The 26,045-nt window shown below is 67.2% G+C and carries 24 protein-coding genes; 16 read left to right on the top strand and 8 right to left on the bottom strand.

The features are described from left to right. The first annotated feature begins 16 nt into the window (after positions 1 to 16). From AB0E63_RS07765 to AB0E63_RS07725, 9 genes are all read left to right on the top strand, one after another. Positions 17 to 1,420, top strand: a complete 1,404-nt coding sequence (locus tag AB0E63_RS07765; protein ID WP_360362947.1) for an amidase — start codon at positions 17 to 19, stop codon at positions 1,418 to 1,420. Then, entirely contained in the window at positions 1,411 to 2,412 is a 1,002-nt protein-coding gene (locus tag AB0E63_RS07760; protein WP_360362945.1) for a Gfo/Idh/MocA family oxidoreductase, read from the top strand. Before AB0E63_RS07765 ends, AB0E63_RS07760 begins: the two co-directional genes overlap by 10 nt. 6 nt (positions 2,413 to 2,418) lie before the next feature. Then, positions 2,419 to 3,816, top strand: coding sequence for a trehalose-6-phosphate synthase (locus AB0E63_RS07755; RefSeq protein WP_360362944.1), 1,398 nt, complete (start codon positions 2,419 to 2,421; stop codon positions 3,814 to 3,816). After that, positions 3,803 to 5,224, top strand: coding sequence for an FGGY family carbohydrate kinase (locus AB0E63_RS07750; protein ID WP_360362942.1), 1,422 nt, complete (start codon positions 3,803 to 3,805; stop codon positions 5,222 to 5,224). The genes AB0E63_RS07755 and AB0E63_RS07750 overlap by 14 nt, the downstream gene beginning before the upstream one ends. Before the next feature lie 76 nt (positions 5,225 to 5,300). Further along, entirely contained in the window at positions 5,301 to 6,605 is a 1,305-nt protein-coding gene (locus AB0E63_RS07745) for a sensor histidine kinase (protein WP_360362940.1), read from the top strand. After that, complete coding sequence (locus tag AB0E63_RS07740) at positions 6,508 to 7,209, top strand: response regulator transcription factor (RefSeq protein ID WP_360362938.1); 702 nt, start codon at positions 6,508 to 6,510, stop codon at positions 7,207 to 7,209. Before AB0E63_RS07745 ends, AB0E63_RS07740 begins: the two co-directional genes overlap by 98 nt. A gap of 81 nt (positions 7,210 to 7,290) precedes the next feature. Further along, the gene (locus AB0E63_RS07735; protein WP_360362936.1) at positions 7,291 to 9,474 is read left to right on the top strand and encodes an MMPL family transporter; all 2,184 of its coding nucleotides are present in this window, start codon (positions 7,291 to 7,293) and stop codon (positions 9,472 to 9,474) included. Between the two features lie 46 nt (positions 9,475 to 9,520). Next, entirely contained in the window at positions 9,521 to 9,943 is a 423-nt protein-coding gene (gene panD, locus AB0E63_RS07730; RefSeq protein ID WP_360362934.1) for an aspartate 1-decarboxylase, read from the top strand. A 37-nt stretch (positions 9,944 to 9,980) separates the two neighbouring features. Further along, positions 9,981 to 11,480: an aminopeptidase P family protein gene (locus AB0E63_RS07725; protein ID WP_360362932.1), complete on the top strand. Its 1,500-nt coding sequence runs from the start codon at positions 9,981 to 9,983 to the stop codon at positions 11,478 to 11,480. A gap of 158 nt (positions 11,481 to 11,638) precedes the next feature. On the opposite strand, the gene AB0E63_RS07720 is transcribed toward AB0E63_RS07725, so the two are convergent. Together AB0E63_RS07720 and AB0E63_RS07715 are read right to left on the bottom strand one after the other, a co-directional pair. Continuing rightward, positions 11,639 to 12,058 carry a pyridoxamine 5'-phosphate oxidase family protein gene (locus AB0E63_RS07720; protein WP_360362930.1) on the bottom strand — a complete coding sequence of 140 codons (420 nt, stop codon included), beginning with the start codon at positions 12,056 to 12,058 and terminating at the stop codon, positions 11,639 to 11,641. 156 nt (positions 12,059 to 12,214) lie between these two features. Beyond that, positions 12,215 to 14,170, bottom strand: coding sequence for a M13-type metalloendopeptidase (locus tag AB0E63_RS07715; protein WP_360362929.1), 1,956 nt, complete (start codon positions 14,168 to 14,170; stop codon positions 12,215 to 12,217). 130 nt (positions 14,171 to 14,300) lie between these two features. Here AB0E63_RS07715 and AB0E63_RS07710 point away from each other — a divergent pair, with 130 nt between their 5' ends. Further along, positions 14,301 to 15,236, top strand: a complete 936-nt coding sequence (locus AB0E63_RS07710) for a superoxide dismutase (RefSeq protein ID WP_360362928.1) — start codon at positions 14,301 to 14,303, stop codon at positions 15,234 to 15,236. A gap of 50 nt (positions 15,237 to 15,286) precedes the next feature. Next, positions 15,287 to 16,315 (top strand): superoxide dismutase, encoded by a 1,029-nt coding sequence (locus tag AB0E63_RS07705; protein WP_360362926.1) that lies wholly within the window; start codon positions 15,287 to 15,289, stop codon positions 16,313 to 16,315. A gap of 3 nt (positions 16,316 to 16,318) precedes the next feature. On the opposite strand, the gene AB0E63_RS07700 is transcribed toward AB0E63_RS07705, so the two are convergent. Beyond that, positions 16,319 to 16,612, bottom strand: a complete 294-nt coding sequence (locus AB0E63_RS07700) for an HU family DNA-binding protein (RefSeq protein WP_360362924.1) — start codon at positions 16,610 to 16,612, stop codon at positions 16,319 to 16,321. Positions 16,613 to 16,741: 129 nt separating this feature from the next. Further along, on the bottom strand, positions 16,742 to 17,530 hold the full coding sequence (locus AB0E63_RS07695; protein ID WP_360362922.1) for a phytanoyl-CoA dioxygenase family protein: 789 nt from the start codon (positions 17,528 to 17,530) through the stop codon (positions 16,742 to 16,744). Between the two features lie 63 nt (positions 17,531 to 17,593). Here AB0E63_RS07695 and AB0E63_RS07690 point away from each other — a divergent pair, with 63 nt between their 5' ends. The 3 genes from AB0E63_RS07690 (at position 17,594) to AB0E63_RS07680 (ending at position 20,111) form a co-directional block, all read left to right on the top strand. Then, positions 17,594 to 18,397: a helix-turn-helix transcriptional regulator gene (locus AB0E63_RS07690; protein ID WP_360362920.1), complete on the top strand. Its 804-nt coding sequence runs from the start codon at positions 17,594 to 17,596 to the stop codon at positions 18,395 to 18,397. A gap of 84 nt (positions 18,398 to 18,481) precedes the next feature. Then, the gene (locus AB0E63_RS07685) at positions 18,482 to 19,504 is read left to right on the top strand and encodes an LCP family protein (RefSeq protein WP_360362918.1); all 1,023 of its coding nucleotides are present in this window, start codon (positions 18,482 to 18,484) and stop codon (positions 19,502 to 19,504) included. A 43-nt stretch (positions 19,505 to 19,547) separates the two neighbouring features. Then, positions 19,548 to 20,111, top strand: a complete 564-nt coding sequence (locus AB0E63_RS07680) for a DUF1990 domain-containing protein (protein WP_360362917.1) — start codon at positions 19,548 to 19,550, stop codon at positions 20,109 to 20,111. A 169-nt stretch (positions 20,112 to 20,280) separates the two neighbouring features. On the opposite strand, the gene AB0E63_RS07675 is transcribed toward AB0E63_RS07680, so the two are convergent. The 4 genes from AB0E63_RS07675 to AB0E63_RS07660 all read right to left on the bottom strand — a co-directional run bounded on the left by AB0E63_RS07675 (position 20,281) and on the right by AB0E63_RS07660 (position 23,358). Continuing rightward, positions 20,281 to 20,601, bottom strand: coding sequence for a tyrosine-type recombinase/integrase (locus tag AB0E63_RS07675; RefSeq protein ID WP_360363269.1), 321 nt, complete (start codon positions 20,599 to 20,601; stop codon positions 20,281 to 20,283). 469 nt (positions 20,602 to 21,070) lie between these two features. Next, positions 21,071 to 21,781 carry a hypothetical protein gene (locus tag AB0E63_RS07670; RefSeq protein ID WP_360362915.1) on the bottom strand — a complete coding sequence of 237 codons (711 nt, stop codon included), beginning with the start codon at positions 21,779 to 21,781 and terminating at the stop codon, positions 21,071 to 21,073. Between the two features lie 634 nt (positions 21,782 to 22,415). Beyond that, positions 22,416 to 22,787 carry a hypothetical protein gene (locus tag AB0E63_RS07665; RefSeq protein ID WP_360362913.1) on the bottom strand — a complete coding sequence of 124 codons (372 nt, stop codon included), beginning with the start codon at positions 22,785 to 22,787 and terminating at the stop codon, positions 22,416 to 22,418. Positions 22,788 to 22,884: 97 nt separating this feature from the next. Further along, positions 22,885 to 23,358, bottom strand: a complete 474-nt coding sequence (locus AB0E63_RS07660) for a hypothetical protein (protein WP_360362912.1) — start codon at positions 23,356 to 23,358, stop codon at positions 22,885 to 22,887. A gap of 838 nt (positions 23,359 to 24,196) precedes the next feature. On the opposite strand from AB0E63_RS07660, the gene AB0E63_RS07655 reads away from it, so the two are divergent. After that, positions 24,197 to 24,673, top strand: a complete 477-nt coding sequence (locus AB0E63_RS07655; protein WP_360362910.1) for a hypothetical protein — start codon at positions 24,197 to 24,199, stop codon at positions 24,671 to 24,673. A 437-nt stretch (positions 24,674 to 25,110) separates the two neighbouring features. After that, positions 25,111 to 25,788 carry a uracil-DNA glycosylase gene (locus AB0E63_RS07650; protein WP_360362908.1) on the top strand — a complete coding sequence of 226 codons (678 nt, stop codon included), beginning with the start codon at positions 25,111 to 25,113 and terminating at the stop codon, positions 25,786 to 25,788. Positions 25,789 to 26,045 lie beyond the last annotated feature (257 nt).

The raw sequence follows: 26,045 nt of genomic DNA, 5'->3' as shown, positions 1-26,045 counted from the left end.
CTGGCAGGATCGACGCGTGAGCTCAACTCTTTCCAGCATGGCGCTGGTGGAAGAGCTGCAGGCCAAGAGTCGTGAGGTGGACCCGCTGGTCAACGCCATCTGCACGCCCAACCCCGCCGCTCTCACTCAGGCCGCCCACCTCGACACGGAGCGCGACGAAGGACGGGTCCGTGGCCCGCTGCACGGCGTACCGGTCCTGGTCAAGGACAACATCGACACCGCCGACCTGCCGACCACCGCCGGCTCGCTGGCGCTGGCCGACCAGCCACCGCCACCGAACGACGCCCCACTGGTACGGCGACTCCGCGAGGCGGGCTGCATCGTCCTGGGCAAGACCAACCTGAGCGAGTGGGCCAACTTCCGCGGCTCGGCGTCCTCCTCCGGCTGGAGCGCGTACGGCGGACTCACCCGGAACCCGTACGCGCTGAACCGCTCCGCCGGCGGCTCCTCGAGCGGATCCGGCGCGGCGGTCGCCGCAGGGCTGGCCGACTACGCCATAGGTACCGAGACGAACGGTTCAATCGTTTGCCCGGCCGCACTGAACGGCATCGTCGGTCTGAAGCCGACTGTGGGTCTCATCCCGCAGCAGGGCATCGTCCCGATCTCACACTCCCAGGACACCGCCGGACCGATGACCAGGACCGTCGCCCAGGCGGCAGCCCTGCTCACAGTCCTCACCGGGAACAAGACCGACTACTCCGAGTACTGCCGCGGCACGGACCTCAGCAACGTGCGGATCGGCGTACCGCGCGGCCCGCTCTGGGGCTACTCGACCGGCCTCGACGAGGTCACTGAGCACGCGCTGGAGACGCTCAGCCGGTGTGGAGCCACGCTGGTCGACCATCTGTCGTTGCCGACCCCCGGTGGCGACGAGGACCAACTGCAGGTGCTGGCCCACGAGCTCAAGGTTGACCTGGCGGCGTACCTGGCCACTCGCGTGCCCGGCGGCCCGCGGACGCTGGATGATCTGATCGCTTTCAACCGAGCGCATGCGGACGTCGAGCTGCAGTGGTTCGGCCAGGAACTGTTCGAGCGGGCCGCGGCCACAGAGGGGCTGAGCTCCCCGATCTACGTCGCCTCCCGCCTCACCGCACTGCGAGCCGGCCGGGACGGCATCGACAATCTGCTCCGGGACAACCAGCTCGACGCCCTGGTCTGCCCGTCGTACTCACCGGCCTGGACCATCGACCTGGTCAACGGTGACCACGTACTGGGCAGTTCGTCCTCACATGCGGCGCTGGCCGGGTATCCATTGCTCTCCGTGCCGTCCGGACTGGTCGCAGGACTGCCTGTCGGGATCACGTTCAGTGGCACTGCTCGGAGTGACTCCACGCTCATTCGCTTGGCTCACGCCTTCGAAACAGCGAGAATCGCTGCAGACGGACCGTTCCCGACCCCGGAGTTAACCCAGTGGGTGTAGATCGCGTCAGGTGGGGCATCGTTGCTACGGGCAACATCTCTACGTCGTTCACGAGGGATCTGAAGCTGCTCGGCGACGACGCCGTGGTGACAGCTGTGTCGTCGCGGTCCCAGGACGGTGCGGACCGGTTCGCCGCCGAGTTCGGCATCGAGAACGCGTACGACGACTACCGCCGGCTGATCGACTCCGGCACGGTCGACGTGATCTACATCGGTACACCGCACCCACAGCACTACGCGATCGCGCGGACCGCACTCCAGGCCGGTATCGCCGTACTCTGCGAGAAGCCGGTCACCCTGACCGCCAAGCAGGCCCGGGATCTGATCGCCGTCGCCACCGAGCACCAGACGCTGTTCGCCGAGGCGATGTGGATGCGGACCAACCCGGTCATCCGAGCGTTCTTCAAGGAGCTCGACAGCGGTGTGATCGGCGAGCCGCAGCAGGTCGTCGCGGACTTCGCCTTCCACAAGCCATCGTTGCCCGCCCGCCTGCTCGACCCGGCGCTCGGCGGCGGTTCGCTGATGGACGGCGGCATCTACCCGATGACCTTCGCCTACCTGGCGCTGGGCCGCCCGGCCGAGCTGAAGGCCGTCGGATCGCTCACCGACGACGGCATCGACCTGAACGTCGCCATGGCCTGGCGCTACGACTCCGGCGCGGTCGCCGCGCTCACCTGCGGTCTCAAGTCGCAGAACCCCTGGGTCGCGTCCGTGAGCGGCCCGGAGGGCAGTCTGCAACTGCCACACCGCTTCCACCATCCTGAGTACTACGTGCGCAGTACGGCGGCCGGCAGCGAGCGGATCGACGTACCGACGCATGGCCTTGGGTACCACTATGAGGCGGGGGACGTGATGCGTGCGCTGCGCAACGGACTGATCGAGGTCCCGTCGCTGCCGCATGTCGCGACGATCGAGGTTCTCGAACTGCTCGACGAAACCCGTAGCCAGATCGGGGTGCGCTACCCCGGTGACGACGAAGACCTGGGTGGATGACAGCAGATGCCTGACGGACGGAGTTCCTTCGTAGTGGTGGCCAACCGGCTGCCGGTCGACCGGATCGAGATGCCCGACGGCAGTACGGCGTGGCGCCGGAGTCCCGGCGGTCTGGTCACCGCCCTCGCACCGGTGATGCAGCGCCACCACGGTGCGTGGATCGGCTGGACCGGGAGCGCGGACGAGAAGGTGGATCCGTTCGACAACGACGGTATGCATCTGGTCCCGGTGATGCTGTCGGCCGAAGACGTCCAGCTGTACTACGAGGGCTTCTCGAACGCGACCCTGTGGCCGCTGTACCACGACGTGATCGTGGCACCGGAGTTCCACCGCGAGTGGTGGGAGTCGTACGTGGCGGTGAACCGGCGGTTCGCGGAGGCTGCCGCGGATGCCGCCGCCGATGGCGCCGACGTCTGGGTGCACGACTACCAGCTGCAACTGGTCCCGGCGATGCTGCGCCGGCTGCGGCCCGACGTACGGATCGGGTTCTTCCTGCACATCCCGTTCCCGCCGACCGAGCTGTTCGCGCAGATGCCGTGGCGGCGGCAGATCCTGGACGGCCTGATGGGTGCGGACCTGGTCGGCTTCCAGCGCCCGGGCGCGGCGTCGAACTTCGCCCGCCTGGCCCGCAACCGGATGGGCCTGCGGACCCGCGGCGACCGCATCCACCTGCCCGACGACCGGATCGTCCGGGCCAAGGCGTTCCCGATCTCCATCGACGTCGGCGAGCTGGAGGACCTGGCCCGAAAGCCGGAGACCCTCGCCCGGGCCGCCGAGATGCGCGAGGAGGTCGGCAATCCGCAGCACATCCTGCTCGGCGTGGACCGGCTCGACTACACCAAGGGGATCCGGCAACGACTGCGCGCGTTCGGTGAGCTGTTGGACGAGGGCCGGGTGTCGGTCGACGACGCCGTCTTCATCCAGGTGGCCACGCCGTCGCGCGAACGCGTCGAGCAGTACCGCGTGCTCCGGGACGAGATCGAGCTGCTGGTCGGCCGGATCAACGGCGAGCACGGCCGGATCGGTACCCCGGCGATCAACTACCTGCACACGTCGTACTCACGGACCGAGATGGCCGCGCTGTTCCGGGCCGCGGACGTCGCGGTGGTGACGCCGTTGCGCGACGGCATGAACCTGGTCGCCAAGGAGTACGTCGCCACCCGGTACGACGACACCGGAGCCCTGGTGCTGAGTGAGTTCGCCGGCGCCGCGGACGAGTTCCGCCAGGCGTTCCTGGTGAACCCGCACGACATCAACGGGATGAAGGACACCATCGTCGACGCGATGAACACCGACGACCGTCAGCTCGGCCGCCGGATGAAGGCGATGCGCAAGCACCTGGCCGCGCACGACGTGAACGTCTGGGCGGCGTCGTTCCTGAAAGCCCTGCATGACGAAGACTGACGGACGGGTCTTGGCCTTGGATCTAGGCACGTCATCAGCTCGTGCCCTGGTCCTGTCGGCTGAAGACGCGTCACCACTTGCGGGAGCTTTGGCGCGTCACAAGATCTCCCCGGCCTACGGCTCCGACGGTTCGGCGACGCTCGATCTGCACGCGTACGTCGAAGGGCTGCTGGGCTGCCTGGACGAGCTCCAGCAGAACGGCCACCTGAGCGACATCGGTGCGATCGTGCTGTCGTCGCAATGGCACTCGATCGTTGCCCTCAACAACAAAAGTGCTGCGCTCACGCCGGTGATCACCTGGGCGGACACCCGCTCGGTCCACCTCGATCTCGGGTCGTCGTTCGACGAGCACGCGTTCCACGCCCGGACCGGCTCCTGGCTGCACCGGCTGTACTGGCCCCGGCGGATCCCGTGGCTCCTGTCGGAAGGCTCCCCTTCAGCGTTTGCCGGACTGCCCGACCTGGTGCTCGAGCGACTGACTGGCGAGCGTGTCACCTCGGTGTCGATCGCCTCCGGGACCGGCACGCTCGACCTGGCCGGCGGTTCGTACGACGACGAGGCGCTGGAGATCGCCGGGGTGAAGGCCGACCAGCTCCCGCCGATCGTCCCAACCGGGTGGACCGCGACGTTGTCCGCCGAGTACGAACGCCGGTGGCCCGGGCTGGTCGACGTACCCGTGCATCCGCCGACCGGTGACGGCGCCGCGTCGAACGTCGGGTCCGGCGGGTACGACGAGAGCACTGCGGCGGTGACGGTCGGGACGTCGGCCGCCGTACGGGTCGTGCATCCGATCGATGACGCGCCGGAGCTGCCATGGGAACTGTGGCGCTACCGGGTCGACGACCAGCGAGCGGTGACCGGGATGGCGTTCTCGGCGGCCGGAAACCTGCACGCGTGGCTGACCGGCGTACTGCAGTTGGAGTCCGACGAGCCGACCGGGGTTGAGATCGGGGCGTCCCGAGCGATCGCGATCCCCTTCATGGCCGGGACCAGGCCGCCGGCGACCGTACCGAGTGGATCCGGCGTGTACTTCGGCTTGTCCTTCGACGACGACGCCGCTGACCTGCTGGCCGCCTCGCTGCAAGGCGCGTCGCTGGAGATCGACCGGGGACTGCGCATGCTCGATTCGCTGTTCGGGCGGCAGCTGGACGTAGTACTGGGCGGTGGCGGTATCGATGCCTCCGAGTGGTGGCGCCGCAGCCTGACCGCGACCTTCGCTCGGCCCACGACGGTCTGCGCGGAGGCCGAGGTTGGCGCTCGCGGTGCCGCGGCCGTGGCCCTCAACTTGTCCCCGGCCCCAGGCGGCGAGCACCTCACACCGGTGGACGACGAGGTGGAGCGGGTCGCCGCTTTGCGGACGCGGTACGAGGCTCTGCGCGAGCTCGCGGTCCAAGCTTCCGCCGTCTGATACCGCGTTCGCGGTACGCCGGGGATACGGCCGGAGGACGACGCGGATTCCGCCGGGGAACACGTACTGTGAAGGAATGGGCGCGTTCCTGCGGTACTGCCGCGACCTCAAGTGGCATCCGTTGGCGGTGGACCTCGCCCTCGCGCTGGTCGTCCTGGCGATCAACCTCTTCGTGCCGGGAGGCCGGCACGTGGGCGAACGGATCGAGCTGAACCAAACGATCGTGGCACTTGCCGTCGTCGGTGCCGTCGCGCTCACCTTCCGGCGCAGCGCGCCACTGGTGGTGCTCGGAGTCACCACCGGCGTCGCGATCGCCTATGCGATCGCCGAACAGGGCAAGAGCCCGATCGTCCTGTTCATGGCCTGCGCGATCTACACGGTCGTGGTGCGCAACGACCGGCGGACCAGTTCGAGCGCGGTCTGCGTCACGGCGGCCGCGACCCTGATCTCCTCGGCCGTCTTCATCGGCGGAAACCTTCTCGACAACCTCGGAATGACCTTCATGGTCCTCTTCGCGGCGGCCGTCGGCGGAGCGGTCCGGTACCGGCGGGAGTATCTGGCGGAGCTGGAGGAGCGGGCCGTCCGCGCGGAGCGGTCCCGCGACGAGGAGGCACAGCGCCGGGTGATGGAGGAGCGGCTGCGGATCGCCCACGAGCTGCACGACGTGATCGCGCACCACATCGCGCTGATGAATGTGCAGGCGGGCGTCGCGGCGCACGTCCTGCGTACTCAACCGGACGAGGCCGAACGAGCGCTGGCCCTGGTCCGCTCCGGCGGCCGTACGGTTCTCCGGGAGCTCACCGTCCTGCTCGGGGTACTACGCCGTCAAGGCACCGCCTTACCGACCGCACCCGCGCCGTCGCTGCTCGAGCTGGACTCGATGATCGAGTCGTTCGTCGCTGCCGGAGTGAAGGTCGACTGGGAGCCTCCGGACTCGATCGGTCCGCTCCCCGACGTCATCGAGCTGACTGCCTACCGAGTGATCCAGGAGTCCCTCACCAACGTCCTGAAGCATGCCCCCGGCAGCACAGTCCGCGTGCGTCTGGCCCGCCATGCAGAGTCCCTGGCCGTCGACGTCACGAACACCTCCCCCAGCACGCCTGCACCTCGCCTCCCCGGCGGTCCCGGCCTCGGTCCGGAGAGCACTCCGTCGACGACCGGACACGGGCTGCTGGGGATGCGGGAGCGGGTCACGGCGGTGGGTGGGGAGTTGACGACCGGACCGGAGGCGGGTGGGGGCTTCGGGGTGCATGCTGTTCTTCCTCTCGAGACGGGAGTCGTAGGTGACGATCCGGGTGCTGCTGGCCGACGACCAGACGCTGATCCGCAGCGGGTTCCGGGTGCTGGTGAGCTCAGCACCCGATTTGGAGGTCGTTGCTGAGGCGTCGAACGGCCGGGAAGCCGTCGAGCTGGCCCGGACCGAGCGCGCCGACGTGATCCTGATGGACATCCGGATGCCGGAGCTGGACGGGCTCGCGGCGACCCGCATCATCACCGCGGACGAAGCGCTGGCCGGCGTGAAGGTGCTGGTGCTGACCACCTTCGAAGTCGACGAGTACGTCTTCGAAGCGATCCGCGCCGGAGCCAGCGGCTTCCTCGGCAAGTCGGTCGAGCCGGCCGAACTCATCGACGCGATCCGGGTCGTCGCCCGCGGCGACGCACTGCTCTCCCCGAAGGCGGTCCGCGGCCTGATGAACCGCTTCCTCGCCGAACCACAGGTCGGCCAGGACCTCGGCCCGTCCGCACTCGACGTCCTCACCGACCGGGAACGCGAGATCGTCGGCCTGGTCGCCCTCGGGCTGACCAACGACGAGATCGCCGTACGCCTGGTGCTGTCGCCGTCGACCGCGAAGACGCATGTCAACCGGGCGATGATGAAACTCGAGTGCCGCGACCGCGCCCAGCTGGTCGTGCTCGCCTACCAGACCGGTCTGGTCCGTCCGGGAACCACCCTGCCGCCGGCCGAGGTACCGCAGACGCAGTAGGACCTACGGCATCCGCAGTACGCCGAGAAGCCCACTCCTGGCAGACGCGGATGACAGGGCCCGGCCGGAACGATCGGCAGCATGGCTACCTACCTGTACCGGCTCGGCCGGTTCGCGTTCCGCCGACGCCGACTCGTCGTACTCGTGTGGCTGGGGCTCCTGGCCGCCGGCATCGCCGGTGCGGCCACTCTGTCCGGCCCGACCGCCAACGGCTTCTCGATCCCGGGCACCGAGTCGCAGCGCGCGGTCGACCTGCTCCAGGACCGCTTCCCGCAGGCCGATGCCGACAGCGCCACCGCCCGCATCGTCTTCCAGGCACCCGACGGCCAGAAGCTCACCGACGTGGCCAACACCGCACAGGTACAGCAAACCCTGGGCCGGATCACCGACGCTCCGCAGGTGGCGAGGGTCCTCGATCCCTTCACCGCCAAGGCGATCTCCGCCGACGGCCGCACCGGCTACGCCCAGGTGACGTACGACGTACCTTCACCGGAGGTCACGCCGCAGGCACAGGAGGCCGTGGCGACCGCGGTCGAGCCCGCTCGCGCGGCCGGCCTCACCGTCGAGTACGGCGGGGACGCCATGCAGCCGCAGGACGAACAGAGCCTGACCGAGGTGATCGGCCTCGGAGTGGCCGCGGTGGTCCTGCTGATCACCTTCGGCTCACTCATCGCCGCCGGCCTACCGTTGCTCTCGGCAATCATCGGGGTCGGCATCGGGGTGACCGCCATCTCCGCCGCGACCGGGTTCATCGACATCGGTTCGGGAACGCCGATCCTGGCGTTGATGATCGGGCTCGCGGTGTCGATCGACTACGCGTTGTTCATCATGTCCCGGTACCGGCACGAGCTGAGTAGCGGGCTGGAGCCCGAGGAGGCGGCCGGCCGCGCGGTCGGCACGGCCGGGTCGGCGGTGGTCTTCGCCGGGATGACCGTGGTGATCGCGCTGGCCGGGATGTTCGTCGTGAACATCCCGTTCCTCACCCAGATGGGCCTGGCCGCCGCGTTCACTGTCGTCCTCGCGGTCGCGATCGCCCTCACGCTGCTGCCCGCACTGCTCGGGGTGGCGGGCCGCCGGGTCCTGGGTGGGCGGATCCCCGGGCTGCGGTCCGGCGATCCCGAGGCGACCGGCAAGCTCTCCGCGGGTCGCCGGTGGGCCGGGTTCGTCACCCGCCGGCCGGTGGCCGTGCTGCTCGTGACGGTGATCGGTCTCGGCGCGCTGGCGGTCCCGGCGGCCGACCTCGAGCTCGGATTGCCCGACGACAGCACCGCCGCGCCGGACTCGACCCAGCGGAAGGCGTACGAACTGCTGTCCGACGGGTTCGGTGCCGGGTTCAACGGTCCGCTGATGGTGGTCGTCGACGCCGGTGCGTCGCCCGACCCGAAGGCGGCGGCCGCTGCCACGGCGACCGCCGTACGCGGGCTGCCGGACGTGACGATGGTGACGCCGCCGACGTTCAATCCGGCCGGCAACACCGCGCTGCTGACGGTGATCCCGGCCAGTGGCCCGAGTACGACACAGACGAACGACCTGGTCCAGGCGATCCGGGCCTTGCCGGAGAACGGTGGCGCGGAGGTGTCCGTCACCGGCGCGACCGCGGTCAACATCGACTTCTCTGACAAGCTCGGCGGTGCGCTCATCCCCTATCTGTCGCTGGTGGTCGGGCTCGCGTTCCTGCTGCTGATGCTGGTGTTCCGGTCGCTGCTGGTGCCGCTGAAGGCAACCCTCGGCTTCTTGCTCACGGTCGCGGCGACGTTCGGCGCGGTGGTCGCGGTGTTCCAGTGGGGCTGGCTGGCCGGGCTGTTCGGCATCGAAGGGCAGACCGGGCCGGTGATCAGCATGCTTCCGATCTTCCTCATCGGTGTCGTCTTCGGCCTCGCAATGGACTACCAGATCTTCCTGGTCACGCGGATGCGGGAGGAACACGTCCACGGCGCCGAGCCGCGCACCGCGGTCGTCGACGGCTTCGCCCACAGCGCCCGCGTCGTCACCGCCGCCGCGGTCATCATGACCGCCGTCTTCTCCGGCTTCATCCTGTCCAGCCAGACCCTGATCCGCGAAATCGGCTTCGGCCTGGCTCTGGCGGTAGCCATCGACGCCTTCCTGGTCCGCATGACCATCGTCCCCGCCGTCATGGCCCTCCTCGGCCGCTCCGCCTGGTACCTCCCCCACTGGCTGAACCGCCTCCTCCCCAACGTCGACGTCGAAGGCGAAACCCTCCGCCGCCACCTCCCGGCCGAGCGGGAGCGTGAACTGGTGGGGTGACGGTGGCCACTGACAGGGGTGAGGTTCGGCTGGATCATGGGGCCGCATGTGGCGCGAACTGATGAAGTCGAAGGTGCACCGGGCGACGGTGACGCAGGCGGATCTGGACTATGTCGGATCGTGCACGCTGGACGCCGAGTTGATGGACGCGGCCGATCTGCTGCCCGGCGAGAAGGTGGACATCGTCGACATCACCAACGGGAACCGGCTGTCGACGTACCTGATCGAAGGGCCGCGTGGGTCCGGCGTGGTCGGGATCAACGGGGCCGCGGCGCACCTGATCCATCCCGGCGATCTGGTCATCCTGATCGCGTACGGGATGTTCGACACCGCGGAGGCGAAGGTCTTCGAGCCGAGCGTAGTCTTCGTGGACGAGCACAATGCGATCACCCGCATCGGCTCGGACCCCGCCGAGGCGCTGCCCGACACCGGCACCCTCCGCGGCGATCAACTGCACACCCCGCGCTGAACCGCAGTGCCCGCGCCGAGATGAGGACTGGTCGACGATGACCGACACGACCGAGACCACCGCCGCCGAGAGTTCCACCCTTGAGAACGGCACCCTTGAGACCGCCGGCGCCGCTGAGAACGCCGCGCCGAAGACGGCCTCGCACGACAACGAGCCGAACCCGAAGCTGCGCGCGTTCATGAACTCGGGCTGGGCCGACTCCGAGCGCCAGGACGTGACGCTGAGCGAAGTCGGCGTGTGGGCGGCGAAGCGGCGCGATGCGCTGTCGCAGGCGTTCCCGGGCGAGCGACTCGTGATCCCGGCCGGCACCTACAAGGTCCGCTCGAACGACACCGACTACGTCTTCCGCCCGCACACCGACTACGCCTGGCTGGCCGGCGACCAGACCTCCGACGCCGTCCTGGTGCTGGAGCCGAACGGCACCAGCGGCCACGACTCTGTCCTGTACTTCCGCCCGCGCGCCGACCGCAGCGAGGGCGAGGAGTTCTGGCGCGACCGGATGTACGGCGAACTGTGGGCCGGCCGGCGCCCGTCGCTGACCGAGACGGCCAAGGAGTTCGGCCTCGAGACCCGGCACGTCGACCGGCTCGCGGACGCGCTCAAGGGCGACGTACCCACCCGCGTACGGCGCGACGAGGACGAGTCGATCGCGTCGCTGCTGACCGGCGTGAAGACGGATGACCTTCGCGACAACGAGCTCGCCACGACGCTGTCCGAGCTGCGGCTGGTGAAGGACCCGTACGAGCTCGAGCAGCTCCGGGACGCGGTCGCGATCACGCACCGCGGCTTCTCCGACGTGCTCGCCGAGATGGACAAGGTCCGGCAGTACGGCGAACGCTGGATCGAGGGCACGTTCTGGCGCCGGGCGCGGGCCGAGGGCAACGATGTCGGGTACAGCTCGATCGCCGCGGCCGGTCCGCACGCGACCACGCTGCACTGGATCGAGAACGACGGCCCGGTCGTCGACGGCACGCTGATGCTGCTCGACATGGGCGTGGAGAACCGCCGGCTCTACACCGCGGACATCACCCGCACGCTGCCGGTGAACGGCGAGTTCACCCCGCGCCAGCGCGACCTGTACCAACTGGTGCTGGACGCGCAGAACGCGGGCATCGCTGCGGTCAAGCCGGGTGCCGCGTTCCGGGCGGCGCACGAGGCGGCGATGGAGGTGATCGTGCGCGGGCTCGACGCGATGGACCTGCTCCCGGTCTCGGCCGACGAGGCACTCGACCCCGAGAGCCGCCTCTACCAGCGCTACACCCTGCACGGCGTCAGCCACATGCTCGGCCTCGACGTCCACGACTGTGCCTCGGCCCGCGACGAGACCTACCGCAAGGGTCCCCTGCAGACCGGCTACGTCCTCACCGTCGAGCCCGGCCTCTACTTCCAGGCCGACGACCTCACCGTCCCCGAAGACCTCCGCGGCATCGGCATCCGCATCGAAGACGACATCCTCGTCACCGAAGACGCCGCCGAAAACCTCTCCGAAGCCATGCCCCGAACCATCGAAGGCATCCAGAACTGGATGGCTTCCTAGAACGACGAGGGCCTCACCTCACTGCATCACCACCGGAGGGCCCACGTATTACCCGGCAGCTCGCCGCCGCAGGCGGCGAGCTGCCGGTGCTTTCACGGGGTTGCGACGGGGGTGTCGGGGCAGCCACCTGCCGCCCGCCCCGACGGTTGCTGATCTGTCTACTTTGTGGGCTCGAAGGTCCAGGCGCAGCCGCGGTCCAGGGAGCCGGTGAAGGCGCGGGCGGTGTGCGGGCGGAGGCGGAAGATGCCGCTCTCGACCGGCTCCGGCTCGAGCCGTCCGTACTTCGCGGTCCACGCCCGGACCACCCGGTCACCGAGCTCGGCGGAGGTCGTCTCCAGGTCCTCCACCAGCCCTTCGAGAATCACCACGTCGTCGGCGCTCTCAAGGTGCACGGCCGCCTGCGGGTTCGCGGCGAGGTTACGACCCCACCGGGTAGTCGGCAGACCGTCGAAGTACAACCCGCGGTCCACCCAGACTCCCCACACCGGCGTCACATGCGGCCGCCCATCCGGCCGCACCGTAGCCAACCAGTAGTTCTTGGCCGCGCTCAGCCGCTCCTCGACGCCCGACCACGCCACAAACCCCTCACCAGACCGAGGGAACCGATACACAGTCGGCGCCCGCAAAGGCCGCACCCTGGGCTCGTCCATAGTCACAACCCGACCCTACGAGCCACCACCGACACTCCCCGGAACCCTGCAACTCCCCGCCTGTGACGGGGAGCTGCAGGCTGTTTACCAGATCCGGACGCGGTCCTCGGGTGCCAGCCACATACCGTCGCCTTCCGCAGTCTCGTAGGTGGTGTGGAACTCGTCGATGTTCTTCACCACCGCGTTGCAGCGGAACTCCGGCGGTGAGTGCGGGTCGATCGCCAGCCGGCGCGCCGCCTCCTCCGGCCGGGTCTTGGTCGACCACGCATGCGCCCAGGACGCGAAGAACCGCTGGCTCCCCGTCAGCCCGTCGACTACGGGTGCCTCGGCACCGTCCAGGGACAGCTGGTACGCGACGTACGCGATCGACAGCCCGCCCAGGTCGCCGATGTTCTCGCCGAGCGTGAGCTTGCCGTTCACGTGCTGACCAGGTGTCTCGGCCGGCGAGAGGACGTCGTACTGCGCGACGAGTTTGTCGGTGCGCTGCTCGAAGGCGGCGCGGTCGTCGTCGGTCCACCAGTCGTTGAGGTTGCCGTCGCCGTCGTACCGCGAGCCCTGGTCGTCGAACCCGTGGCCGATCTCGTGCCCGATCACGGCCCCGATCGCGCCGTAGTTGACGGCGTCGTCGGCGTCCAGGTCGAAGAACGGCGGCTGCAGGATGCCCGCCGGGAAGACGATCTCGTTCATCCGCGGGTTGTAGTACGCGTTGACGGTCTGCGGCGTCATCTTCCACTCGGTCCGGTCCACCGGCTGCCCGAGCTTGGCCAGGTCCCGCTCGGTCTCCACCGCGACCGACCGGCGGACGTTGCCGAACAGGTCGGCCGGGTCGATCGCGAGCGCCTCGTAGGACTTCCATTGGTCCGGGTAGCCGATCTTCGGCACGAACGTGCCCAGCTTGTCCAGCGCCCGCTGCCGTGTGTCCGGGCCCATCCAGTCCAGCGCGTCGATCCGCTGCCGGTACGCCTCGACGAGGTTCTGCACCAGCTCGACCATCCGGGCCTTGGCGGTCGGCGGAAAGTGCTCGGCGACATACAGCTTGCCGAGCGCCTCGCCCAGCGCGGACTCGACCGACGCGACGCCGCGCTTCCACCGCTCGCGCAGCTCGGGCGCCCCGGTCAGCGTCTTGCCGTAGAAGGCGAAGTTCTCATCGACGAAGGCTGTGCTCAGCAGCGGCGCCGCGCGGTGCACGATCCGCCAGCTCAGCCACTCCTTCCACTGGTCGAGCCCGACCTCCTGCAGGGCCGCGGCGGCCGCGGTGAAGAAGTCCGGCTCGCGAACGACGACCTGCTCGAAGGCACTCTCCGGTACGCCGGCGCCGACCAGCCAGCCCGACCAGTCGAAGCCGGGGGTCAGCTCGTCCAGCCCGGCCCGGTCGACCTTGTTGTAGGTCAGCTGGACATCGCGGTTCTTGACCCGGTCCCAGTGCGCGCCGGCGACCTTGGTCTCCAGCTCCATGATCCGCTCGGCGGCACCGGACGGATCGGTCAGCTCGGCCAGCTCGAGCATCCGCGTGACATGCACGACGTACGCCGTACGCACCTCGGCGAAGCTGTCCTCGCGGTAGTAGGACTCGTCCGGCAGGCTCAGGCCGCCCTGGGTCAGGTAGACGATGTTCTCGTCGGACTTCTTGGCGTCGGCGTCGACCCAGTAGTGGAAGACACCCGGCACACCCTGCAGCTCGAGCTGACCGAGCACCGCGACCAGGCCGGGCAGATCCTCGATCCCCTGGACGAGGGCGAGCTGCTCGGCGATCGGCTCGGCTCCGAGCCGCTCGATCGCCTCGGAGTCCATGAAGCTGCTGTAGAGGTCGGCGATCTTGCGCGGCTCGCTGCCCTCGGGGTGCCCGGCCGCGACCGTCTTCTCGACGATCGTGCGGACGTCCTGCTCGGCCGTGTCCCAGAGTGCGTGGAAGGCGCCGTAGATGGCCTTGTCCGCCGGAATCTCGTGCTCTTCCAGCCACGGCCCGTTGGCGTACCGGTACAGGTCGTCCTGCGCCCGCACCGTCGCGGACAGACTCGAACTGTCGATCCCTGCTGTCATCCCTGACCCCTTGTTTCCCGTGTCCAGTTGCTTGTCAGCGAACATACCCGGTTGCCGCGACGGCCGTTGTGAACTTTCCACAGGCCGGTGCCGTTCTCCTGGGCAACACCACGGATCAGGAGGACCCGCCATGTCACACCTCGTCCGCCGGCTCGCCACGCTGATCAGCGTGCCCGCATTGATGCTGGGCCTGGTGAGCACCCCGGCTTCCGCCGCCCACACCACGACCAAGTTCCCCACCCGGATCGAGCTACCGAACGGGTTCCAGCCGGAGGGCATCGCGATCGCCCGCGGTACGGCGTACTTCGGCTCCCGCGCGAACGGCGACATCTACGCCGCCGACCTCAAGACCGGCGCCGGCGAGGTGATCAGCCAAGGGCCGGGCACCGGCTCGCTCGGCATGAAGGTGGACCGGTTCGGCCGGCTGTTCGTCGCCGGTGCGGCCGGTGGCAACGGACGGGTGATCGACACCCGGACCGGGGCGATCCTCAAGAGCTACACCTTCACCACCACGACTCCGACGTTCGTGAACGACGTGATCCTGAGCAAGGACGCGGCCTGGTTCACCGACTCGCAACAGCCGGTCCTCTACAAGGTCGCGTTCGGCCGGCACGGCAAGTTGGCCGCGAAGGCTCGGACGCTCCCGCTGAGCGGCGACTACCAGCACACCCCCGGTGCCACCAACGCGAACGGCATCTCGCTCACGCCCGACGGCCGCGCCCTGATCATCGTGCAGTCGTCGACCGGCTTCCTGTTCCGCGTCGACCCGCGCACCGGCGTGACCAAGCGGATCGACATCGGTAACGCGGTGATGACCAATGGCGACGGCCTGCTGCTGATCGGCCGCACCCTGTACGTCGTCCAGAACCGGTTGAACAACATCGCGGTCCTCACCTTGAACCGCTCCGGCACCACGGGCCAGGTGGTCCGAGGCATCACCAGCCCGGACTTCGACGTACCGACGACCGCCGCAGCGTTCGGGAAGCGGCTCTACTTGCCGAACGCCCGCTTCACTACGCCGCCGACACCGACCACTCCGTACTGGGTCACCGCTGTCCCACGCTGAACCGTTCCCGACCGCGGATCGCTGTCCTACGGTCAGGGTGGGGAGGAAACATGAACATCCGTAGCATCGCAGCCGTACTCGGGCTGCCGGCCCTCCTGTTGGGCCTTGTGGGGACGGCGGCCGCCGCCGTCCCCACACCGGCATCGTCCACCGTCAAGCACTCGGTCGACGACGGCCAGTGCGACCAGATCCGGTTCCTGTCGGCGACGTCGGCGAACTCGGCCAAGTCGTCGAAGCCCACCGCGTTCCCGGCCCGGATCGAGCTGCCGAACGGGTTCCAGCCCGAAGGCATCGCGATCCGAGGCAGTACGGCGTACTTCGGCTCACTGGTGGACGGCGACATCTACGCCGCCAGTCTGCGAACCGGCCGCGGCAAGGTGATCAGCCAAGGTCCTGGTACGCCGTCAGTCGGTCTGAAGGCGGACAACCGCGGCAGGCTGTGGATTGCCGGTGGGCCCACTGGGACGGGCCGGGTGGTCGACATCCGGACCGGCAAGATCCTCAAGAGCTACAGCTTGACCGGGGTCGCGCCGACGTTCGTGAACGACGTCGTGCTGAGCAAGAACGCCGCCTGGTTCACAGACACCAGCCAACCGGCCATCTACCAGGTGCCGATCGGCCGCAACGGCAAGCTCCTGACGACAACGCGGACCGTCCCGCTCACCGGTGACTATGTGCACGACCCGACCGGCTTCAACGGGAACGGCATCACGCTGACACCAGACGGCCGGGCGCTGATCATCGTCCAGTCGTCGACCGGGTTCCTGTTCAAGGTGAATCCGCGGACCGGCGTGACCAAGCGCGTCGACCTCGGTGCCACGCTGATGACCAGTGGCGACGGCATGCTGCTGATCGGGCGGACCTTGTACGTCGTCCAGAACTTCCTGAACCAGGTCGCGGTGGTGAAGCTCAACCGGACCGGCACCAAGGGCACTCTGGTCCGGACGATCACCGATCCCGGTTTCGACGTCCCCACCACGGTGGCGGCGTTCGGGCGCCGGCTCTACCTGCCCAACGCCCGGTTCAGCACTCCACCGACCGCCACGACGCCGTACTGGGTCACAGCGGTCCGGCGCTGATCGTCAGGAGATCGTGCGGAGGTCGCCTCGGGCCGCAGCCTTGAGGCGGCTTCCGCAGGACAGGCGGACGGAATAGCCGGCCGGGATGGAGAGCGGCTCGCCGGTCTGCGGATTGCGGCCGGTGCGGGGCGCGCGCAGCACGCGCTCGATGCTCAGCAGGCCGGTCAGCGAGACCTTGTCGCCCTTGTGCACGGCCTCGGTGACGACGTCGCCCAGCGCGTCGAGGACCTTCTCGGCCTGGTTCCGCGGAATGCCCGCCTTCTGCGCCACCCCGGCGACCAGCTCGTTGCGGTTCACGGCTCTCCTCAGCTTCGGTATGAACCCTTTCGTTCGGCACCTTAACCAAAATGATTGTCGTTAGCGAGAAGCGTCCGCAGTTCGGTCAAACCGGGTGCGACGGGAACTTTGCCGAGCCGGTGACCGTCATCAGAGGCCGTCCTGGTCGTGCCAGTGGTTCTGCCAGCGCGCGTCGATCGCGTCGGCGGCGCGCTGGTACCGGATGTCGGTCGACAGCCGCATCTGGTCCGACACGTTGTCCAGCGCCGCGTGGACGGTGTGCGCGGTGTGAATGACCACATCGCCGGCCGCATAGTCGGCCACCAGCCAGTTGGCGTCGTACTCCTCGGCCAGGCTGGGCAGGTCCGCAGTGATGGACGCAGCGGGCCGTTTGAGCCGTCCAGCCACCTCCTCTTCGAGCACTCGGTGGTGACTGCCCTCGAGGTAGGTCAGACCGCCTCTGCTGACCGGACAGTCGCCGAGCGGGATCCAGGCCGACAGCACCTGGTCACTTCCGCCTCTGAGGTAGAGCAGGTCGTAGTGTGCCTGAGTCGCCGTACCGATGCCGTTCTCGCCCGGTGCGGTCTGCCGGATGATCTTCCGCTTGTGCAGGAACGGCTCCCCGCCGAGGAACCACTCGAACCAGCCCTTGAGCTGTGCACAGAAGGCGGCGTACTCCTCCCCCGGCACGATCTGCTCGAACAGCACCTTCCGGTACGACGCTCGGTCGCTAGCGGCACCGGTCACGCCGAAGTAGTACTCCCGGAACGCCCACACCACGTCAGGCTTGAGCAAACCCTTCAAAAACAGGTATCCATCCCGCTCCAGCCGCTCTCGCAGTAGGCCGCGATCCTCACGCTCCCACTCGGGAACCACCTCGAGCTCGCCAAGCCGCCGATCATCGAGCACGTATCCATTGGAAGTCAGCACGTCACTCATTCCAGCGTGCTTCCGCGGCGACCGGAATGGACATCCGAGGCCGACTTCTTGGACTCTTGTTCGGTGGCGAACTGGTCGATCTACCTGACTCCTGGTGCTGCGGAGCAGCGACTTGGACTCTTCTGCCTCGGCGCCGGCGAGCAGGAGAACCCGCCCGGCCCGACACCGGAGCGAGCCCTGGGCTGCCACGCCATGGTCTGGCTCAAGGAGGGCCGCGGCCATCTGCTGCACGGACCTGACCGCCAATTGCATGAGGTACGCGCGCCGGCGATGCTCTGGCTCTATCCCGGAGTTCTGCACGGCTACCGACCCACCACCCGCTGGCGGCAGGTGTGGACACTCTTCAGCGGTCCAGCAACCACTGCGCTCACAACACTCGGCCATCTGGACGCTGACCAACCAGTCCGCCGGTACGCCGACCCACGGCCGGTGGACCGGGCTTTCACTCGGCTCTTACGCGTCAGCACTGCGCATAGCGCCGTACAGACCGTTGCTGCGTTGTATGACCTCATCGCTCGCGCCGCACCGGTGTCCGGCGATGAAGTGGCGGCACAGCTGGCAGAGCTTGCTTGTACGCCGCTCAGCGTTCAGGACTATGCCGCCGAGCTGGGACTCACCGTGAGGGAGTTGCGCGAGGCAGTGCGCCGTACGACGGGCTCGACGCCGCAGGAACTGGTCTTGACCACCAGACTCAACACTGCAAAGAGTTTGCTGGTCGAGGAGGAGCTGTCCGTCGCTGCGATCGCCCAGCAGGTCGGATACGACGATCCGGCCTACTTCACCCGCTTGTTCACCGCACGAGTAGGGGTTTCGCCGCGCGCGTTCCGGCGGTTTGGTTCGGTTTCGGGGCCGATTTCCTCCTTCTGAAGGAGGCGGGCCCGACTTTCCGACGTGTAAAACCATTCAGTGGGGTGACGTGCGTGGACGCCGGACACCGATACGGTCGTGGGTATGAGTCAACCGCAGCCCATCGACCCGCGATACGCGAACCGGCCGCCGCAGGCACGCCCGAAGAAGCGGCGGAACTGGTTCCTCCGGACCGTCGGACTGATCGTCCTGCTGTTCATCCTCATGCTGGTCGCGGTCCCCCTGTACGCGTGGAGCCGGATCGACAAGATCGACGCGATGCCGACCGGCGACCGCCCCGCCGAGACACCTGGTACGACGTACCTGATGGTCGGATCGGACGCCCGCGAGGACCTCACCCGAGCCGAGCGGGCGCGGCTGCACACCGGCGGAGACGCCGGACCGGCCAGGACCGACTCGATCATGCTGATGCACGTCCCCGACTCGGGGCCGACGGTGCTGATCAGCATTCCGCGCGACAGCGCGGTCGACATCCCCGGTGTGAAGGGCAAGCAGAAGATCAACGCGGCCTTCAACAAGGGGCCGGCGTTGCTGATCGAGACCATCGAGAACGTGACCGGACTGCGGATCGACCACTACGTCGAGGTCGGCTTCGGCGGCTTCGCCTCGGTCATCGACAGTGTCGGCGGCGTCAACATGTGCTTGCCCAAGGCAATGAAAGACAAGGACGCGCACATCGACCTGCCGGCCGGGTGCCAGGAGCTGAACGGCGTCACGGCGCTCGGGTACGTCCGGTCCCGGCACGCCGACGGTAACAACGACTTCGGCCGGGTGGAGCGGCAGCGCGCGATGGTCGGCGCGGTGGCGAAGAAGGCCAGCTCGCCGTCGACGTTCCTCAACCCGATCCGCTACTACAACGTCGCCACCAAGGGCGTCGACGCGCTCACGGTGGACAAGGACATGGGCCTGTTCGACTTCATCCGCTTCGCCCGTGGCATGCGGGCGGTCTCCGGCAGCGGCGGCGTCACCCTGACCGTGCCAGTCAGCGACGACAACTACCAGTTGGGCAGCGGCCGCGGTGTCGCGGTGAAGTGGGACACCACCAAGGCGAAGGCCCTGTTCAACGCTCTCAAGTCCGACAACACCAGCGGCCTGAAGAGCAGTTGACCACCCTGGTCCACGCGCAGGCGACGAGTTGGGAGCGTGTTCGGTGAAGCTCGAGGACTTGGCGGACTTGCGCTTCAGCTATGACGTGGTGGGATCGACCCGGTACGACGAGACGCCGGAGGGCTATCACCGACTCGAGCACCGGGCTCGCATCGGTGGGGGCAGTGAGGTGTTCGCGCGAGCCGGCGAGGCACTACTGAACTGGCGCATGCACCGCGCTGCCGGCGTACCGACGACCGCCACCGACACACCTCCGATGATCGGCACCAACACCCTCGGACGCCTGGGCGCCGGCATCCTGGTCGGCCGCCTCCGCACCCTCTCCCCACTAGGCGCTCTGGGCCTACCAGTCCCATGCCGCGTCGTCTGGACAGTCGACGAGCCGGACCGCATCGGCTTCGCCTACGGCACCCTCGAAGGCCACCCCGCCTCCGGCGAGGAGTCCTTCGTCGTCACCCGCGAGTCCGACGGCGTCTACTTCACCGTCCGCGCCTACAGCCGCCCCGCCACCTGGTACACCCACCTAGCCGGCCCCGCCACCCGCAAAGGCCAGCAATACGCCGCCCGCCGCTACGTCAACGCCCTCGAACGCCTGTCCACCCCATAGCAAAGGCCCCGCAAGCTCATACCTTTGCGGGGCCGGATCCTTTGTACCAGCGGTCTCAAGCCGCCTAGATGACCAACACGCCAACACAGCAAGGCGAACAACCAAGCCCTCAGCGTGAGCCGCGGGACGGCGACTCGTCCCATGGTTGCAGTTGCGGTTGCAGTCGGCGTCATCCAGACAGCGCACGCCCCATTCGATCGGCAGCGTCCCGCGCCAGCCGGGAGGTCACATGGGCGTACCGCTTGGTCACCGTGATTGGCGAGTGCCCGAGGATCTGCTGGACGATGCGAATGTCGACTCCCTGCTCGAGCAGGAGCGTGGCGGCGGTGTGCCCCGCGTCATGCAGCCGAGCAGGCGGAATGCCATCTGCCACGTGCAACGAACTGCGACGCTGCGAACGGCCGTTGGAACTCGTGTGGATCGTCAGGGCGGTGGTCCTCTCCTGCCAGTAGATCCATGCTGGATTTCCCCTCGCGCTGTGGCCAGACATCCTGTCGGCGATTGAGACCATCGAACGGACGCACCAAGAAGCGGTCGAGGCTGGCGGTGACTGGGCCGGCTTCATCGAGCGCACCGCCTATGCAGAGTTGGGAAAGGGGCCGAGCAAACTGACGGTGCGCGACAACGCTTATGACTTGCCGACCTGGCACGACGAAACGATGCTCAAACCAGTGCGATACAGCAGGACGAACTCCAGCCTCTGGTGGCCCAAGATTTGATGGAATAGATGCCGCGTCGACAGCGAAGAATGTCCGTGGTCCGTGGTCCGCGCCGCGCGGCCATCTGCTCCGCGATCCATAAATCGACTGTCGCACATCAACCAAGCACATTCCCCTGTGGGTCGATGACAGATGCGGCTACGGATCTCCGCCATGTGGTGCGACAGGTCTAGACGCCTGCCGAACTTATGGCCAATAGCGCCTCAATTTGCCGCTGAGAGGCGGCGCGAGGTCACCCCGTCAGATTGTGACGGGACGTTTCGCGGGCTGCGTTTCGTCAGAAGACCTAGCGGCGAGCGGCTCCTTGAAAACGCTGTCAATGACCTCTCTCATTACCTCCTTATACTTGTTGAGCAAGGTTTTCGCATTTCTGAGCTGTTTGATGTCCAAGCCGCTGTGATCCGGGCCGACGTTGTCCTCGTACAGCTTGTCAGTGTCCCGGTCGATAAGTTGAAAATAACGGACGGTGAGCAGGTCCTGTACTTGATGCCACTGATCCCGTGGTCTAGCGCTGACGAAATATCCCAACAGTTGGAACTCCAGCGCTTCACCGGAAGCCCGGCTCTTAAGGTACTGAGCGTCGAGTCTCGCACGGAGGTATCTAATAGCCTTTTCCGTGGCTTGCTCGCCTGGCAGTCTTTCCTGGTCAACCTTCGCCCGCCAGTAGTGTTGTGTTACCAAGTAAAGGGTCGCGGCGGATTCGGTCATCATCGTCACGAGTTCGTGCCTAAGGGCATCATCACGAGCCCGCAGTTCGCGACTGGTGTCGGCGTCCGCTCGATCCTCGGCCCGCTGTCGTATCGAATTCTCACGTGACTGCTGAATCAAATAAGTGATTCCCCAGACGACGAGGCCACCGATGACGACCGTCACCAACGGCCCGGTGGCCGCCACGGCGACGCGTTCCCAGAACGGGTCCGATGATGCTGCCTGCGAGACCGACGAATCCATTGGCCATACCCCCTTCGGTCCTGTTCGAATATCACTCAGGCACGGGTGGTCGTCAATGTTCCGTTTGCGCACCACAGAGGCCCAAGGTCTGACCCCGTATGACCAGCGGTCGTTCCCCCGTTCCCTGACAAGTTTCTCTACGTCTAGACGGGCCCCTCCAGGACCCGAAAGCGCGCCGCTACCGGAGGGCGGGCCGCCTGCCCTGCACTCCGCTTCGCTTCGCTCCAGGCGCGTCCCTTGGCTTGGCGCGCAGGTGCCAACAGGGTGCCGGTCGAAGACAGCCGAACTCGCCATCAACGATCGACACCCTGTCGCTGTAGTTGTTCGCCCGAAACCGCCGGCTACTCGCTGCCCCGCGGTCGGTGTGCGCTCCCGGCTGACCCGGAGCTCCCGCATCGCCCCGCTAGCAATCATGAGAGGTGCGGTCCAGCCCGGCACGCATCAAGGGCGCCTCCGGCGTCGCAAGCGATCGAACAGGCTCGACCCTTGACCCCTACCGGTCCGAACCTGAGGTCGGCAGCTATCGGGGCGATGCGGTGGGACTGGTCGAGCCTTGACACGTAATCGTCAATTGTTCCTCGCCAGTTGAGGACCTGGATGGCCTCACTCTGACCGTTCCGCGAGACCTCTAAGCTCAGCCGACCGGAACTGCTGTGACCTCGAAGTGTGCTTCGAAGGTCCCAGTCTCGTCGGTTTCGGAGACGTCTGAGGTGCAAGTGATGAGGTCAGGGCTGTTGGCGTCCTTGCCCCCCGCCCAGGTCTTGGACTCGCTGAACGGTTCGGGTGTTCCACCAGCCGGCGTGAAAGTGCCCTCGGCGGAGAACGTCACGGCGTGGTATTTGGTGTCATCGATCCAGCCGTTGCGGCCAGCGGTGACGATCAGCGTGTCCGCGCCATCGCAGACCCACTCCTCGGGGGACCTTTGCTGCGGTTGCGCAGCCGCCGGAACTGCTGTCCCAACAAGGACGATCGTCGACACGACGCCCGCGATCAGCATCTTGCGCATGACACTGCCTCCTTCCCAGAACTTGTCGTCTCTTTCTCGTCATGCCCACCGCCAGCGCCCGGCGCGGGAGCTGGCGGGGTGAGTTCCCCGGGAAGACCTAGTGACAGTGGAAGAACTCGTTGACCGTGCCGTCAGGTCGGGCGTTGAAGTGATCGACCTGGTGGGCGCTGATCGTCGACCCGTCCGAGCCGGTGCCACGGAGGTTGAACGTGAACGTGCCGTTCACGGTCGCCCCGTTGGCGTTGAAGCCACCCCAAACCGTGAACTTACCGGTGTAGCTCGGCAGACTCGGGTCCTCGAGCGGCACCGCGACAAAGGTGCCGGTCTGGGTGAAGGTGTCGTGCTCGCGGCCGTCAGGGAAGATGGTCGAGTGCTCGATCAGGTTGCTGGTGGTGGTGATGGTGTAGGGGGGTCCCCCCTCCTCGCAGGTAGGAACCACGTCGACGAAGGTCTCGACGAGGTTCTTCTGGGTAGTGGTCTCGGTGACCGGTGGCGCGCCGAACGCAGGCGCTCCAGTGAACAACAAGCCCGCGATCAGCAGGCCAACCGTCAATAGCAGGCGACGAAGCATTCCATGCCCCCCTCTTGCGTGATGGAGCTCTGTGCGCCGGGCGATTGTGACGTTACTCGCGCCGGACCGAGGGAACCAGAGTTGATCCGGGGCGGCGCTGGCGACCCCTGACGAGCTGACCGTCGCCCATGGGTTGAATTAATCAGCGCGTGGTCGTAGGTGCACCGGTAGTTGCAGTTCACCCCGATCCGCGCACATTCCGAGGGATACAACAACCAGGTGACGAGCGCGGTGCGGACCGTGACGAACCTCGTTGGACAGAGACTGTCGAACTTAACCTCGCGGCCGAAATGCATACGGCGACGCAGAGAACTGCCCGGAGCAGCCTGTATGCAGCCCGTGATCCTGTTCCATGGCCACTGCGATCAAATAACGCAGGGGAACGGACCGGCCACGATGCGCGCACCCCCGCACGAGCATCGAACAAATACGCTGCCCCTGAGGCGCCGTGATCTTGCCCATCGACACCAGCGGGCGTAAATTCACGGACGAATTCGGGGCAACGGGGACTATGCCCGGGCACTGGGGGCAAGGCGGCCTGGGGACGTCATTTGATTGCGCCAGGCGCGGAGCGCCGCTGGGGAACTCCCGACCGGCTACGCAGACTCATGGATCTCCCTGGGGGAGCCTATGGTCCCGCTTGCCCGTTGTCGGGCTCGCGGACCACCGACCGCGCGCCGTTGCTTCGCCGTGCCTGACAGCACAATCAGCATAACGAAATCCCGGCACAGGGATTTCAGTAAACATTTGTATTTTCGGCGCAATACAGGGGGTCACCATGCGCCGCATTGCGTTACTTCTCATCACACTGTTGTTTGTTTCGGCGCTCTCCGCTCCAATGGCGACGGCCGCGAGCCCGCACTTCAAGAAGAACGGCGAGCCCACCTGCACCATCTCCGGCACAGGTGGAACCGCGACTGTCAACTGCGCCGCCACGCTCGCCGGCCTCGGCAACGAGGACGTCAGGGTCATCCAGACGGTGAGTGGAGAAGCGGTCTACCAGTGCCAGAACAATGGCGGAAACACCGCGCCTGGCCAGAACAGGGTGCTGGTAGGACCGGTGGTCACTCCGGTCATCTTCCCGGCCTCGGCGATCAAGAACGGCAACCTGACAGTCAGTGTCACTTCGACCTTGACGGCACCCGCAACGGTCACAGGGGCTGAGGCTGGTTGTCCGAACCCGAACTGGACCGGCGTCAACCCAGTCCTGACGGTCACGTCGATCAGCTTCGTCATCGAGCAACCGGTGGGGACACCGATCTTCAGCTGCTCGGCCAGTGACCCGCTCAGCAGCCCGGTCCGGTTGACCTGCTAGTCGGTCTGGTCCGCATTCATCCCAGAGGACAATGGGGCGCGCCTCTCGGCGCGTCCCATTGCTTGCGTTGGAAAGCGCGCAACCGTCCTGACCACCCGATTTCAGGCAAGCCAAAATCCCACCAGAGAGGACGTGCCTCATCTCGTCGCCGCCACAAGACCACCACCACAGCAGCCCCCCGAGCTGCAACCAGGAGGAAGTGGTTGCATGACTGGTCGCAGTTCGCCCACGTCCGAAGCCGTTCGAGCAGGTCGCGCACTAGGGCTCAACGCTCAAGCGGGTGGGCGAACCCCAATGAACTAAGGAAGTTCAAGCTCATACTTTGCGGGGCCGGGTCCTTTTACCCCGCGTGACAAAACGCGGGTCTGACCGACACGCGAACAGCAGGGGACAACCCGGGGTGCATGGTGGGCCGTTGGGCTGGGATGCTTTGGTGGGTGAGCCCTAAGACGTTGACGGATCTGGTGGCCCGGGACTGGGCGGAAGCGTTGGCACCGGTCGAGGACACGGTGGCGAAGATGGGGGAGTTCCTGCGCGGGGAGATTGCGGCCGGGCGGCCGTATCTGCCGGCTGGGGAGAACGTGCTGCGCGCGTTCAAGAGTCCGCTCGAACAGGTGAAGGTGCTGATCGTCGGCCAGGATCCGTACCCGACGCCGGGTCATCCGGTCGGGCTCAGCTTCTCGGTGGCGCCTGATGTGCGGCCGATTCCGCGGAGCCTGGCCAACATCTATCGCGAACTGATGGCGGACGTCGGCGTACCGGCTCCGTCGAACGGCGACCTGACGCCTTGGGCCGAGCAGGGTGTGCTGATGCTCAACAGAGTGCTGACCGTCCAGCCGGGCAAGTCGGGCGCGCACCGCGGCAAGGGCTGGGAGACGGTCACCGAGCAGGCCATCCACGCGCTGGTGAACCGCGGCGGCCCGCTGGTCGCGATCCTCTGGGGCCGCGACGCCCAGACCCTCAAGCCGATGCTCGGCAGTACGCCGTACGTCGAAAGCGCGCACCCGAGCCCGATGTCCGCCGACCGCGGCTTCTTCGGCTCCCGCCCGTTCAGCCGCGTCAACGCCCTCTTGGTCGAACAAGGCGCCACCCCGATCGACTGGCGCCTGCCCTAGCTGAGCGACATACCGGTGGCGACCTGAGTCGCCTGAAGAGACACGCCGTCGGTAGGGCACTGTGGGCTGGCACAGGTACCGGTTGGCTTGAACAAGTTATTGCTTGTCTCAGCACCCCAGAAGGTGCCCGACCCCCCGAGAGCCGTCGGTCCGCGCACCACGCCCCGGGTACCGAAGGACGCAGCTCCCACGCTGAGGCGCATGGCACTCCAGGACTGCCTGCCGCGCGGTAATCGTTCTCCCAAAACCAGAACTTG

It is taken from the genome of Kribbella sp. NPDC026596, from assembly GCF_040638415.1.
Lineage (GTDB): Bacteria > Actinomycetota > Actinomycetes > Propionibacteriales > Kribbellaceae > Kribbella.
Note: the sequence above shows the minus strand (reverse complement) of the source record. Positions and strands in the feature narration are given on the sequence as shown.